Source organism: Acidovorax sp. GW821-FHT10E04, from assembly GCF_059415185.1.
Genome location: NZ_JBWKMT010000012.1, coordinates 26,640 through 39,435, shown reverse-complemented (window position 1 = coordinate 39,435; position 12,796 = coordinate 26,640). Strand labels below are relative to the sequence as shown.

13 protein-coding genes are annotated in these 12,796 nt (G+C 68.6%); 8 read left to right on the top strand and 5 right to left on the bottom strand.

The window, feature by feature from the left end:
• Positions 1-5: 5 nt before the first annotated feature.
• On the bottom strand, positions 6-209 hold the full coding sequence (locus AC07OC_RS25940) for a hypothetical protein (protein ID WP_494602578.1): 204 nt from the start codon (positions 207-209) through the stop codon (positions 6-8).
• Between the two features lie 443 nt (positions 210-652).
• Here AC07OC_RS25940 and AC07OC_RS25935 point away from each other — a divergent pair, with 443 nt between their 5' ends.
• The 3 genes from AC07OC_RS25935 to AC07OC_RS25925 all read left to right on the top strand — a co-directional run bounded on the left by AC07OC_RS25935 (position 653) and on the right by AC07OC_RS25925 (position 3,194).
• Positions 653-1,453, top strand: a complete 801-nt coding sequence (locus AC07OC_RS25935) for a carbon-nitrogen hydrolase family protein (RefSeq protein WP_218293685.1) — start codon at positions 653-655, stop codon at positions 1,451-1,453.
• Positions 1,450-2,079, top strand: coding sequence for a DJ-1/PfpI family protein (locus tag AC07OC_RS25930; RefSeq protein WP_218341854.1), 630 nt, complete (start codon positions 1,450-1,452; stop codon positions 2,077-2,079). Before AC07OC_RS25935 ends, AC07OC_RS25930 begins: the two co-directional genes overlap by 4 nt.
• A 116-nt stretch (positions 2,080-2,195) precedes the next feature.
• A complete protein-coding gene (locus AC07OC_RS25925; protein ID WP_218341855.1) occupies positions 2,196-3,194 on the top strand; it encodes a GlxA family transcriptional regulator in 999 nt (332 codons plus the stop codon).
• 253 nt (positions 3,195-3,447) lie between these two features.
• Here AC07OC_RS25925 and ppk2 read toward each other — a convergent pair whose 3' ends face one another.
• Positions 3,448-4,362 (bottom strand): polyphosphate kinase 2, encoded by a 915-nt coding sequence (gene ppk2, locus AC07OC_RS25920; protein ID WP_218341856.1) that lies wholly within the window; start codon positions 4,360-4,362, stop codon positions 3,448-3,450.
• A gap of 169 nt (positions 4,363-4,531) precedes the next feature.
• On the opposite strand from ppk2, the gene AC07OC_RS25915 reads away from it, so the two are divergent.
• Together AC07OC_RS25915 and AC07OC_RS25910 are read left to right on the top strand one after the other, a co-directional pair.
• Positions 4,532-5,581, top strand: coding sequence for a transporter (locus AC07OC_RS25915; protein WP_218341857.1), 1,050 nt, complete (start codon positions 4,532-4,534; stop codon positions 5,579-5,581).
• Between the two features lie 61 nt (positions 5,582-5,642).
• Complete coding sequence (locus AC07OC_RS25910; RefSeq protein WP_218341858.1) at positions 5,643-6,512, top strand: plasmid replication/partition related protein; 870 nt, start codon at positions 5,643-5,645, stop codon at positions 6,510-6,512.
• On the opposite strand, the gene AC07OC_RS25905 is transcribed toward AC07OC_RS25910, so the two are convergent.
• A complete protein-coding gene (locus tag AC07OC_RS25905; protein ID WP_218293679.1) occupies positions 6,509-7,351 on the bottom strand; it encodes a SirB1 family protein in 843 nt (280 codons plus the stop codon). The two genes, AC07OC_RS25910 and AC07OC_RS25905, sit on opposite strands and share 4 nt — an antisense overlap.
• Positions 7,352-7,435: 84 nt before the next feature.
• The gene (murJ, locus tag AC07OC_RS25900) at positions 7,436-9,001 is read right to left on the bottom strand and encodes a murein biosynthesis integral membrane protein MurJ (RefSeq protein WP_218341859.1); all 1,566 of its coding nucleotides are present in this window, start codon (positions 8,999-9,001) and stop codon (positions 7,436-7,438) included.
• A 210-nt stretch (positions 9,002-9,211) separates the two neighbouring features.
• Here murJ and rpsT point away from each other — a divergent pair, with 210 nt between their 5' ends.
• Positions 9,212-9,511: a 30S ribosomal protein S20 gene (rpsT, locus tag AC07OC_RS25895; RefSeq protein ID WP_218293677.1), complete on the top strand. Its 300-nt coding sequence runs from the start codon at positions 9,212-9,214 to the stop codon at positions 9,509-9,511.
• 187 nt (positions 9,512-9,698) lie between these two features.
• Positions 9,699-10,892, top strand: a complete 1,194-nt coding sequence (locus AC07OC_RS25890; RefSeq protein ID WP_494602574.1) for an AAA family ATPase — start codon at positions 9,699-9,701, stop codon at positions 10,890-10,892.
• Positions 10,893-10,988: 96 nt separating this feature from the next.
• Here AC07OC_RS25890 and AC07OC_RS25885 read toward each other — a convergent pair whose 3' ends face one another.
• Positions 10,989-11,321, bottom strand: a complete 333-nt coding sequence (locus tag AC07OC_RS25885; RefSeq protein ID WP_218341861.1) for a DUF3579 domain-containing protein — start codon at positions 11,319-11,321, stop codon at positions 10,989-10,991.
• A 269-nt stretch (positions 11,322-11,590) separates the two neighbouring features.
• Between AC07OC_RS25885 and AC07OC_RS25880 the strand changes: the two genes are divergently transcribed.
• Complete coding sequence (locus AC07OC_RS25880) at positions 11,591-12,787, top strand: aspartate aminotransferase family protein (protein ID WP_218293674.1); 1,197 nt, start codon at positions 11,591-11,593, stop codon at positions 12,785-12,787.
• Positions 12,788-12,796: the final 9 nt, after the last annotated feature.

The following is a 12,796-nucleotide window of genomic DNA, read 5'->3' as shown; positions in this document are numbered from 1 at the left end:
GAGATCTACACGAGGAACCGGTCGTCGGCAGCGTCAGAGGTGTAGAAGAGAGAAGCCCCAGCCCGCGCGGCGACTGGCGCCGCCAGCGGCACCGCCGCCTTGCGCCGCACCGGGCGCGCGGGCCGTGTCGCGCGCACCAGGGCCTTCAGGTTGCGCTGGTACGCCCGCGTCAGCGCTGACAGGGAGAACAGGCGGGAGCGTGGGGCCATGGTGTGCTGGTGTGGGGGAATAGAAAAAAAATGAAGGGCGGCAAACAAACAGCGGTGGGGCGTGGCCAGTGCAGGCGGCGGGGCGCCCCACGGAACAAGGGAAAACCCTAATCACCATAACAGCATCTGGCCTCCCGCGCACGAAACTCTCAATTTGATAGCTGGAACCCCTTGTCCTTCCAGCGTGGCGGCCATTTCCTCGGAATTTCCAGAGCCCTTGGGCACCTTGCCGGCATCCGCGCGGCAGGTGTCGCCCGATATATGGCGGAAATTGATCGAAACCTGTCCCATCGAGTTCGGACACATCCAGCACCCGCAGGCACCATAGGCGCTGCAAGATACCTGCTGCAAAAGCAGGTCTCTTGAGATCTGTCTGATAGTGATCGGCACCGCACCCTTGCCCACCCGTTTCCACCCTGCCCATGCCACGAGGATCCACCGCCATGCGCGCCACCGTCTGTGAACTTCCCTGCCAACCCGCGCTGCTGGAGGCCGCCTGGGCCGCCCTGTGCGCGCACACCCGCGCCGAGCGGTCCGGGCTGGTGCTGCTGCCCGAGTTCGCGTTTGTCGAACCCCTGTGGGAGACCCTGCCCCCCGAACCCGCCCGCTGGGATGCCGCCGTGGCGCTGAGCGACGCCTGGCAAGCCCGCCTGCACGCGCTGGACACCGACTGGGTGGTGGGCGCCCGCCCGGTCACGGTGGGCGGACAGCGCTTCAACGAGGGCTTTGCCTGGTCGCGCCAGGGCGGCTACCTGCCGCTGCGGCGCAAGTTCCACCTGCCCGACGAACCGGGCGGCTGGGAGGCGCACTGGTTCGAGCGCGGCGACGCCGCCTTCCCCCGCCTGCAGGCCGGTGCGCTCGGCTTCGGGCTCAATATCTGCTCCGAACTCTGGGCACTGGACACCTACGGCGCCTATGCCGCGCTCGGCGGCGTGCAGGCCATCCTGTCGCCGCGTGCCACGGCGGCGGCCACCACCGCCAAATGGCTGGCGGTGGGCACCGTGGCCGCCGTGCGCACGGGGGCCTACAGCCTGTCGTCCAACCGCGTGGATGCCGCCGCCGGCACCTATGGCGGCGCGGGCTGGGCCATCAGCCCCGACGGCGCCCTGCTCGCGCGCACCACGCCCGCACAGCCCTTTTGCACCGTGGACCTGGACTTGCAGGCGGTCGCCGCCGCGCAGGACACCTACCCGCGCTACGTCTTTTCCACCCCCACGCCACCCCAGCCCGCCACCGCACCATGACCGAAGCCACCCTTGCCCCCCATCCGCTGAAGATCGCCATCCTCGTCTTCGACGACGTGGAGGCCCTCGACCTCGCGGGCCCCTACGAGGTGTTCACCACCGCCACCCGCATGCAGCAGCGCCTGCGGCCCGGGGCACCCGTGCCCTTTGCCGTGCAGTGCGTGGCGCGCGGCATGCAGCCGGTGCAGGCGCGCGCCGGCCTGCGGGTGCTGCCCGATGCCGACTTCGCCACCGCCGTGGCGCCGGACGTGCTCATCGTGCCCGGGGGCGTGGTCGATGCAGCCGCCGCCTGCGCCCAGACGCGCGCCTGGGTGGCCCGGGCCGCGCGCGGCGCGCGGGTCACGGCCTCGGTATGCACCGGCGCGTTCATCCTGGCGGCGGCCGGCGTGGTCACCGAAGGGCCCGTCACCACGCACTGGGAGGACATCGCGGACCTGCGCGCGCAGTTTCCCGCGCTCAACGTGCAGGAGAATGTGCGCTGGGTGGACCGGGGCGCGCTCGTCACGTCTGCGGGCATCAGCGCGGGCATCGACATGAGCCTGCATCTGGTCACGCGCCTGGCGGGCTCGGCGCTCTCCCAGCGCACCGCCCGCCAGATGGACACGCCCTGGAATCCCGCGCCCTGAAGGCCGCCCGTGCCGCCCCTCCCCCTCTCCCGCCGGGGCCTGGCAAGGCCGGCTCCGGGGGCACGGGCCCCGGCCGTGCCGGTTCTCAAGGCCGCGGACGAAGCAAGGAAACACTGATGCAGGACATTCCACCCGCCCCCATCCACGTCTATTTCGCGCTGCTGCCCGGCAGCCTGGTGCTGGACTGGGCAGGCCCCGCGGAGGCGCTGCGCATCGCCAACCAGACGCTGCGCGCACGGGGCCTGCCCGAGCGCTTCGTGCAGCACTTCGTGAGCCCCACGCCCGAGTCCATGACCTCCGTGGGCGTCGCGCTCACGGGCCTGGCGCCGTTGCCCGAGGTGCTGCCCAGCCCCGCCTGGGTGGTGCTGGTGGGCCTGCCGGGCCGGCGCATCGACGTGGGCCACGGCGAGGCCCAGGCGCTGCTGCACTGGCTGCGCGGCCTGCGCCCGGTGGCCGGGCAGCTCGAGCTGGTCACCGTGTGCGCCGGGGCGGTGCTCGCCGCGCATGCCGGCCTGCTCACCGGCCGGCGCGCCACCACGCACCACCTGCACCTCGACGAACTGGCCGAGGTGGACCCGCGCTGCGACGTGGCCGCCAACCGCGTGTTCGTGACCGACGGGCCCATCTACACCAGCGCGGGCGTCACCACCGGCATCGACCTGCTGCTGCACCGCATCTCGGACCTGTGCGGCCCCACCGTGGCCGTGCAGGTGGCGCAGGCCATGGTGATCGGGCTGCGCCGGGGCCCGGACGACCCGCAGTTCTCGCCCTTCCTGCACCACCGCAACCACCTGCACGCCGCGCTGCACCGCGTGCAGGACGCCGTGGGCCAGCAACCCCAGGCCGACTGGAGCGTGCCCGCCATGGCGGAGGTGGCGCACACCTCGCCCCGGCACCTCACAAGGCTGTTCCTGGAGCATGCGGGCATCGCGCCGCTGGCGTACCTGCGCCGCATCCGACTGGCCACGGCCGAAGCGGCCCTGCAGTCCGGGCGCAACGTCACCCAGGCCGCGCAGATGGCGGGCTTCAGCTCCGACACGCAGTTGCGCCGCGCCTGGCACCAGTTCGGCCGGGGCGGCACGCCGTCCCAGGGCACGGCGCGGCGGCCCCACTGAGAAGGAACACACAGGAGACCACTGTGCGGCGTGGCGTGGCCAATCCACAAGGGCCCTGCCCCGGCCACACGGACACCGCCGTGCCAGAGTCCCCTCCCGAAGGCGCTGCAGGAGCGGGATGCGGTCCCGACGGTCCAGAGGCTCAGGGGTGCGGCGCCGCAGTCCTGTACTTGAGGCCTTCCTGGCCTCCAGCGCTTGATGGGAAATCGCTGACAGCTATATAAATAATAGCAATCATCTTACCCCGAGGGCTTCAGTACGCCTCGGGCACGTACATCGACGCGGGCACCGGCTGGCGCAGGTACTCGGGGTTGCGCACGCGGTCGGGCAGCACCACCGCCGGATGCGGCACCTCCTGGTAGGGCAGCTGCGACAGCAGGTGGGCGATGCAGTTCAGGCGCGCCTTTTTCTTGTCCACCGCCTGCACCACCCACCAGGGCGCCTCGGGGATGTGGGTGCGTTCCAGCATGGTTTCCTTGGCCTTGGTATAGGCCTCCCAGCGCACGCGGCTTTCCAGGTCCATGGGGCTGAGCTTCCACTGCTTGAGCGGGTCGTGGATGCGCCCGAGGAAGCGCAGGTGCTGCTCCTCGTCGGTGATCGAGAACCAGTACTTGACGAGCGTGATGCCCGAGCGCACCAGCATCTTCTCGAACTCGGGCACGGTGCGGAAGAATTCCTCGTATTCGTCGTCGGTGCAAAAGCCCATGACCCGCTCGACACCCGCGCGGTTGTACCAGCTGCGGTCGAACAGCACCATTTCGCCGGCGGCGGGCAGGTGCGCCACATAGCGCTGGAAGTACCACTGCGTGCGCTCGCGGTCGTTGGGCGCGGGCAGCGCGGCCACGCGGGCCACGCGCGGGTTCAGGCGCTGGGTGATGCGCTTGATCACACCGCCCTTGCCCGCCGCGTCGCGCCCCTCGAACAGGATCACCACCTTCTGGCGGCTGTGCTGCACCCAGTCCTGCAGCTTGACGAGCTCGCCCTGCAGGCGGAACAGCTCCTTGAAGTAAAGCTGGCGCGCCAGCTTGTCCGTGGGCTGGGGGGCGCCGAGATCGTCCACGTTGCGGTCCTCGATCTCCAGCTCCAGCTCTTCGTCGTAGCTGTCGATCAGGTCGTTGGCGATGCGCTGCATCAAGTCCTGGGTGTCAAGGGTGTTCTGGTGAAACATGGGCAACCGATCCGTGCAGGCAAATAGACAGAGAGATGCGCCATCGTGGCGCCGGCAGGTGACAGTGTTGTGACATCGGCGTGATCTGTCACGGCGCTGTCACGCCCGCGCGCCAACATGCGGCGGTGCCAGCCTGTCTCCCTCCTTTCCGCCGCGCGCCCTCTTTGCCGTGAATGCCCACCTGAACTACGGCGGCGATGCCGCCGGGCTGATCTGCGGCTATCTGCTGGATGCCGACGCACCCCCGCGCGAAGTCGATTCGGCGCAGGCCGCGCAGTGGCTGAGCGCGCTGCGGCATCCGCCAGCCACGGGCACCGCAGCGCCGCAAGCGGAGCACGCCACCACCTTCCTGTGGGTGCATTTCAACCTGAGCCACGCGCAGGCCGTGCGCTGGATGGAGCGGCACGCCGGCCTGCCCGAGGCCTTCTTCGATGCGCTCAAGGACCGCTCGGTATCGACGCGCATCGAGCGCGACGACGACACGCTGATCGCCGTCCTCAACGACGCGCACTTCGACTTCGCGTTCGAGCCCTCGGACATCGCTACGCTCTGGACCAGCGTAGCGCCGCGCCTGATGGTGACCGGGCGCACGCGGCCGCTGCGCTCGGTGGATGCGCTGCGCACGGCGGTGCGCAGCGGGCAGGCGCCGCGATCCAGCGTGGCCCTGCTGGCCGAACTGATGCGCACCCAGGCCTCGGGCCTGGTGGACATCGTGCGCGGCGTGACCCAGCGCATCGACGACGTGGAGGACGAGCTGCTGGCCGGCCGCCTGGACCACAAGCGCGCGCGGCTCGGGGTGCTGCGGCGCCTGCTCGTGCGCCTGCAGCGGCTGCTGGCCCCCGAGCCCGCCGCGCTGTTTCGCCTGCTGCAGCACCCGCCCGCATGGATGGGCGCGGACGATGCCCAGGAGCTGCGCGACTCCACGGAGGAATTCTCGGTGGTGCTGCGCGACATGCAGGGCCTGCAGGAGCGCATCAAGCTGCTGCAGGAAGAGATCGCCGCCAACGTGCAGGAAGCCAACAGCCGCAGCCTCTTCGTGCTGACGGTGGTGACCGTGCTGGCCCTGCCCATCAACATCCTGGCGGGGCTGTTCGGCATGAACGTGGGCGGCGTGCCGCTGGCGGACAACGGGCACGGTTTCTGGATCATCGTGGCCGTGGTGGCCGCCTTCACGGCGGTGGCGGGCTGGCTGGCGCTGCGGGACACCCGCGATCGGTAGGTGCGGGCCCGGGCATGTCTACAATCGCGCCCCTTGCCCTGCTCCCGGACCGCTTTCCACCATGAACATCGTCGTCAACGAAGAACTCAAAGCCTATATCGAACCCCTGACCCCCGACGAGCACGAGGCCCTGGAGCGCAGCATCCTGGCCGAGGGCTGCCGCGACGCGCTGGTGCTGTGGGGCGACGTGCTGGTGGACGGCCACAACCGCTACGGCATCTGCCAGAAGCACGGCCTGCCCTTCCAGACGGTGCAGAACCCGCGTTTCCAGTCGATGGAGGACGTGCACCTGTGGATGATCGACCAGCACCTGGGGCGCCGCAGCGTGTCGGACTTCCAGCGCGGTGTGCTGGCACTGCGCAAGCGCGAGATCATGGCCGAGCGCAAGGCACGCGCCCCGGAGCCTTCGGAGTCACCCGACACCCTGGCCGCGGACGCCCCGGCGGCGCCCGAGGCCACTGCCGCCCTGCCCGCCCCCGATCCGCTGGCCAGCCGCGAGGCCATCGCCCGGGCCGCGCGGCTGAGCAGCAGCCAGGTGGTGATGATCGAGAAGATCCAGAAGCAGGCCGCCCCCGAGCTGGTGGCCGCCGTGAAGTCCGGCACCATTTCCATCAACGCCGCCGCCGCCGTGTCCACGCTGCCCGCCGAGGAGCAGGTGGCGGCCGTCGCCGCGGGCAAGGATGAGCTCAAGCAGGCCGCCAAGCGCGTGCGCGAACTCAACAAGCGCAAGCCGCGCGACGAAGCGCGTTCAGAGGAAGAAGAAAAGGAAGAAAAGGCCGCGCCACAGCCGGGCACGGGCGCCGAGGGAAGTGCCGACGAGCTGCAGGCCCTGCGCCACCGCGTGGCGGAACTCACCGCCGAGAACACCGAGCTGCGCCGGCAGCTGGCACAGCTACGGGCCGACCAGCCCGCGCACAGCGCACCGTTCTAGCCGCGCAGTGCGTTGAGGCGGTCGGCAATCAGGTCGATGTCCAGACCGTCTTCGGCATGGGCCAGATAGGCCTGCAGGTCGGCCACGGCCTCGGCCGTATTGCCCCGCTCGGCATGGGCCAGCCCCCGGTCGCGCCGCTCGCCCCAGGCCTCGGGCAGCAGCACGATGAGCCGGTCGAGCACGGTGATCAGGCGCTGCCAGTCCTGCTGGGTGCGGTGCACCTCCTTGAGGTTGCGCAGCATGCGCGCGATGATGTCGCGCGGCGTGGCCGCCTGCAGGTACAGGCCCAGCGGCACATCGTAGTCGTCCACCAGGCCATTGCGTCGCTTGTAGGGCTCCAGCCGCTCGGCCAGTTCCTCGCGGCTGAGCGACTGGCCCGAGATCGGGTCGAGCACCACCTGCCCCTTGGGCAGCAGCACCTTGACCATGAAATGCCCGGGGAACGCGATGCCCCGCGCATGCAGGCCCAGGCCCTGGGCCAGCTCCATCCACAGCACGGCCAGCGAAATCGGGATGCCCCGGCGCGTGCGCAGCACGGCGTTGAGGTAGCTGTTCTCGGGGTCGTAGTAGTTGTTGACGTTGCCGCCAAAACCCAGGTCGGCGAAGAAGAACTGGTTGAGGGTGCGCAGGCGCTGCAGCGCGGGCGCATCGGCGGGCAGGCGGCGCTTGATGCGGGCGAGCAGCTGGTCCATGTCGCCCAGCAACTGCTGCACATCCAGTTCCGGGTACTCGTCGTGGGCCAGGCTGGCCGCGGCCTCCAGCAGCGGAAAGTGGTCGTCGCTCTGCACCAGCGATGCAAAGTACTCCAGCGAGGTGGGCACGGAATAGCTCAGGGACATATGGCAGGGTTGTAAGTGCCGCGCCGGCCTGCGTCAAGCGACAGAAGGCACCGCTTGGCAGCACATTTGCGGCCTTTGCCGCCGTCAGCGCCGCAGCAGCTGGCGCAGCTTGAGGCCGGCCGCCCACAGCGCGCCGAAGTACAGCACGGCCGCCGCAGCCATGAGCCCGGCCAGCAGCCCTATGCGCCGAAGGGTCTGCCCCTTCATCGCCACCCAGTCGAAGTGCTGCGCGCCCCACGCCAGCAGCAGGGCCAGCAAGGCGCTCGCGGCGATCACCTGCAGGGCGAACTTGCCCCAGCCAGGCAAGGGCCGGTAGCTGCCGCGCCGCAGCAGGCCGATCAGCAGCCAGGCGGCATTGACGAGGGCCCCGATGCCGATGGTCAGCGTCAGGGCGGCGTGCTGCAGGTAGCGCACCAGCACCAGGTTCATCAGCTGCGTCAGCACCAGCACCGCCACCGCAATGAGCATGGGGGTGCGCATGTCGTGCTTGGCATAGAAACCGGGCGCCAGCACCTTGATGGCCACAATGCCCACCAGGCCCACGCCATAACCCGTGAGTGCCAGGGTGGTTTGGCGCACGTCCTGGTCACCAAAGGCCCCATAGTGGTACAGCACCGCCACCAGCGGCTCTGAAAAGACCAGCAAGGCCACCATGCAGGGCACCGACAGCAACACCACCAGGCGCAGCCCCCAGTCAAGCATGGCCGAGTACCTTTCGTCGTCCTGCTTGGCGCGGGCGCTGGCCAGCTGCGGCATCAGCACCACCCCCAGCGCCACGCCCAGCAGCGCGGTCGGCAGCTCCATCAGCCGGTCGGCGTAGGTGATCCAGCTCACGCTGCCGGTGGCCAGGTGCGAGGCGATCTGCGTGTTGATGAGCAGCGAGACCTGCGCCACGCTCACCCCCAGCAGCGCGGGCAGCATCAGGCGGATCACCTTGCGCGTGGTGGGGTCCGACCAGGCGGCCCGGATCGCCGCCCAGCGCACCCCGATGCGCGGCAGCAGCCCCAGGCGCGCCAGCGCGGGCACCTGGATGGCCAGCTGCAGCAGCCCCCCCACCATGACCCCGGCGGCCTGCGCGTAGATGGGCTCGATGCCATGGCGGGCGAACCAGGGCGCCCCCAGGATGATGGAGAGAATGAGCGCGATGTTGAGCAGCACCGGCGACGCCGCGGGCACCGCGAACTTCTTCCAGGTATTGAGAATGCCCCCCGCCAGGGCCACCAGCGACATGAAGCCGATGTAGGGGAACATCCAGCGCGTCATGGTGACGGCGGCGTCAAAACCCTGGGGCGACTGCTGGAGCCCGCTGGCCATGCCCCACACCATCCAGGGGGCGCCCAGCACACCGGCAATACACAGCAGCACCAGCGTCCATGCGAGCAAGGTGCCCACATGGTTGATCAGCGCCCGGGCCCCTTCGTCGCCCTCCTGGGCACGGGTGGCGGACAGCACCGGCACGAACGCCTGGCTGAAGGCCCCTTCCCCGAGGACCCGGCGAAACAGGTTGGGAATGCGGAACGCCACATTGAAGGCGTCCGTCATGGCGCTGACCCCGAAGACCGAGGCCATGAGCAGCTCCCGCACCAGCCCGGTGATGCGGGAGACGAGGGTCAGGAGGGAGACGGTGGAGGCGGCTTTGAACAGTGACACCGCAAGAAGTGTAGCCCCCTGTGCCGCTGCGCGCCGTCCCCCAGGAGCGTATCCCAGGGAGGCCGCACCCGGTGGCCTGGCAGAGCCGGTTCCACGGGTGCGCAGGCGATGGCAACGCGCCGGCAGCAGCCGCCGTGACCACGGTAAGTGGCTCTGGGCTATAATCGCGGGCTTTGCTGGCATCATCCTCAGACTCAAGGAATCAAAACCATGGCATCCGCTAAACCCAAGAAGAAGAACCCGCGCCTGGCGTCGGGCCGCAAGCGCGTCCGTCAGGACGTCAAGATCAACGCTGCGAACACCTCGCTGCGCTCCAAATACCGTACCGCTGTCAAGAACGTCGAAAAGGCTGTTCTGGCTGGCGACAAGACCAAGGCGACCGAACTGTTCGCCAAGATGCAGGCCGTGGTCGACACCGTGGCTGACAAGGGCATCTTCCACAAGAACAAGGCTGCTCGCGACAAGAGCCGTCTGTCCGCCAAGGTGAAAGCCCTGGCCCTGGCCGCCTGACCCACTTCAGGCAAACAGCCCGAACGGCATCCGCCGTTCGCCGTTTGTAACGGGTGCGCTGCCAGCAAACGAACAAACCGCCTTCGGGCGGTTTTTTTGTTTCTGGATGCAAATGGCGCGCCCCGTCTCTTTACGATAAATTATTGAAGAACCATAATTATTTGAATTTCATAAAAACCAATAAACCATGACCTTCCGGCGAACCGCCCTCGCGCAGGAGATGGCCACGCAATTGCTGCGGCCCTCGTTTCTCGACACGTCGCTGCGCTCGGGCCTGTTCCTGGCGGGGCAGCGGCGCGTGGGCAAGACCACCTTCCTGGCCACCGACCTGATCCCCGCGCTGGAGGCCCTGGGCGCCATCGTGGTCTATGTGGACCTGTGGAGCCAGCCCCAGGCCAACCCGGCCGACTTGGTGCACGAGGCGATCCGCAAGGCCTTGAAGGAGCTCCAGACGCCGGGCTCGGCCATCCTCAGGCGGCTCAAGGATGTCTCCAGCATCGATGCCGGCGCGGCGGGGTTCAAGTTCGGGTTCAAGCTCTCCGATGTGGGCAAGGAAAAAGGTGTGAGCCTGGCCCAGGCGTTCAAGGAACTGATCGACCAGGCCCGCACGGACGTGGTGCTCATCATCGACGAGGTCCAGCACGCCCTGGGCAGCGCCGACGGCGACAACATGCTGCACGCGCTCAAGGCCGCGCGCGACGCCATCAACACCCGCCCCGGCACGCCCGGCTATTTCCTGTTCCTGGGCACGGGCTCCCACCGCGCGCGGGTGCAGGAGCTCACGCTCAAGGGCAACCAGGCGTTCAACGGCGCGGTGACCAACGAGTTTCCGGTGCTGGGCCGGGACTTCATCGACTACGTGCTGGAGCAGGTCCGCCCCCAGCTCGGGCCCATGCTCCCGGCCCCGGACGTCGCGGAGGCGGCCTTCAAAAGCATGGGGAGCCGGCCCGAGGAGCTGATGAAGGCCCTGAACATCCTGCGCAGCCTGCCGCCGGACGCGCGGCCCGACGAACATCTGCCGACCATCGCCCAATCGCTGGGCGCGGCCGCGGCCGACGTCGAACTGCAGAAGGTGGAAGCCATGGGCCCTCTGGCCGAGGCCGTGTTCTCGCGCATCTGCAGCATCGGTGGCGACGTCAAGGGCGTGTTCACCGCCGACGCCCTCAAGGCCTACGCAGCGCAGATTGGCCGCGAGGCCACGGCCCAGGAGGTACAGGGCGTGATCGGGATGATGACCTCGGCCAACCTGCTCATGCGCGTCCGGCACGGGCACTACGGGGTGACGGACCCGTTCGTGGAGAAGGCCTGGATGGCCAGACTGCGGTCGGACCAGCTCCTGCACGCCAGCCCCGCACCGGATCCTGACCACGGCGCAGCGTGATCGCAAAACACTGAACGGCGGTGGGACCGGGGCCCCGGAAGTGGCCGGCCACGCCACGAAAGACGCTCCGCACCCGCCGGCGCACCGGGGGAAAGGTCAAGGCCTGGTGGAAGGCGCCGGGGGCGGGTCTGGCAACAGGCAGGCTTCGGCCACCTGCAGATTGTTGTCCCGTGCGAAGTTGATGACGAAGTCCCAGGCCATGGGTTCGTGGTCGCGCAGGTCGCGGTGCACCACCACGCACTTCACCCCGTTGAGCGTGGTCGGAATGCACCAGGGCGAGTAACTCAAATGGCTGCCGGGCCGCGCTCCGCCCGGGCGAAAACTGCTCATCACCCCGGCCAGCCGCTCGGCCCAATCACTGGGGCGAAAGGTCTTCCCGTCATGGGTAATGCCCTGGATGAAGACTTCTTTGGAGGTGGGGGAAACCATCGGGATTGGAGTGGTAGTGGGGCGCGGCCAAGGCAGGATCACTGCATGCTGCACCGCAACGCGCATTCTAACTCTTATATAAGAGCTGGGACCCTAATCCACATGCTGGACTCCGGATCAGGCCCCGAAACAGCGTGGGCCGCGCCGCATTGCAGTAATGCGCAATCGTCAACAGCCGTTCATCGTGCTCCCCCTAGAATCGTGCTTCGCTTTCTCGGGCTTCGATCCCTCAAGGGCAGCCCATCACCGTACCGTCAGGAGATTTCTGCATGACCGCCACCACCCCGGCAGCTTCGCCCCACGTGATGAACACCTATGGCCGCGTACCCATCGCGCTGGCCCGTGGCCAGGGCAGCCGAGTCTGGGACGTGAACGGCAAGGAATACCTGGACGGCCTGGGCGGCATCGCCGTGAACACCCTGGGCCACAACCACGCCAAGCTCGTGCCCGCGCTGCAGGACCAGATCACCAAGCTGATCCACACCTCCAACTACTACCACGTGCCGCTGCAGGAACAGCTCGCGGCCAAGCTGGTGGAGCTGTCGGGCATGCAGAACGTGTTCTTCTGCAACTCGGGCCTGGAGGCCAATGAGGCGGCCCTGAAGATCGCCCGCAAGTTCGGCGTGGACAAGGGCATCGCCAAGCCCGAGATCGTGGTGTACGAGAAGGCCTTCCACGGCCGCTCCATCGCCACCATGTCGGCCACGGGCAACCCCAAGATCTACAGCGGCTTCGGCCCGCTGGTGGAAGGCTTCATCCGCGTGCCGCTGAACGACATCGAAGCCATCAGGAAGGCCACCGAAGGCAACCCCAACGTGGTGGCCGTGTTCTTCGAGACCATCCAGGGCGAAGGCGGCATCAACCCGATGCGCATCGAATACCTGCAGCAGCTGCGCAAGCTGTGCGACGAGCGCGGCTGGCTCATGATGATCGACGAAGTGCAGTGCGGCATGGGCCGCACCGGCAAGTGGTTCGCCCACCAATGGGCGGGCATCGTGCCCGATGTGATGCCCCTGGCCAAAGGCCTGGGCTCGGGCGTGCCGATCGGCGCGGTGGTGGCCGGCCCCAAGGCCGCCAACGTGCTGCAGCCCGGCAACCACGGCACCACCTTCGGCGGCAACCCGCTGGCGATGCGCGCCGGGGTCGAGACCATCCGCATCATGGAAGAGGACGGCCTGCTGCACAACGCCGTCACCGTGGGCGACCACCTGCGCGCGGCGCTGCAGCGCGAGCTGGGCAGCCTGCCCGGCGTGAAGGAGATTCGCGGCCAGGGCCTGATGCTGGGCATCGAGCTTGCCAAGCCCTGCGGCGCGCTGATTGGCCGCGCGGCCGAGGCGGGCCTGCTGCTGTCGGTCACGGCCGACAGCGTGATCCGCCTGGTGCCGCCGCTGATCCTCACCACCGCCGAGGCCGACGAGATCGTCGCCAAGCTGACCCCGCTGGTCAAGGCCATCCTGGCCGAATAGGCCCGCCGC

Coding starts and splice junctions, on each gene's coding strand:
- AC07OC_RS25940 (WP_494602578.1), bottom strand. CDS start 209: ATGGCCCCACGCTCCCGCCTGTTCTCCCTGTCAGCGCTGACGCGGGCG.
- AC07OC_RS25935 (WP_218293685.1), top strand. CDS start 653: ATGCGCGCCACCGTCTGTGAACTTCCCTGCCAACCCGCGCTGCTGGAG.
- AC07OC_RS25930 (WP_218341854.1), top strand. CDS start 1,450: ATGACCGAAGCCACCCTTGCCCCCCATCCGCTGAAGATCGCCATCCTC.
- AC07OC_RS25925 (WP_218341855.1), top strand. CDS start 2,196: ATGCAGGACATTCCACCCGCCCCCATCCACGTCTATTTCGCGCTGCTG.
- ppk2 (WP_218341856.1), bottom strand. CDS start 4,362: ATGTTTCACCAGAACACCCTTGACACCCAGGACTTGATGCAGCGCATC.
- AC07OC_RS25910 (WP_218341858.1), top strand. CDS start 5,643: ATGAACATCGTCGTCAACGAAGAACTCAAAGCCTATATCGAACCCCTG.
- AC07OC_RS25905 (WP_218293679.1), bottom strand. CDS start 7,351: ATGTCCCTGAGCTATTCCGTGCCCACCTCGCTGGAGTACTTTGCATCG.
- rpsT (WP_218293677.1), top strand. CDS start 9,212: ATGGCATCCGCTAAACCCAAGAAGAAGAACCCGCGCCTGGCGTCGGGC.
- AC07OC_RS25890 (WP_494602574.1), top strand. CDS start 9,699: ATGACCTTCCGGCGAACCGCCCTCGCGCAGGAGATGGCCACGCAATTG.
- AC07OC_RS25885 (WP_218341861.1), bottom strand. CDS start 11,321: ATGGTTTCCCCCACCTCCAAAGAAGTCTTCATCCAGGGCATTACCCAT.
- AC07OC_RS25880 (WP_218293674.1), top strand. CDS start 11,591: ATGACCGCCACCACCCCGGCAGCTTCGCCCCACGTGATGAACACCTAT.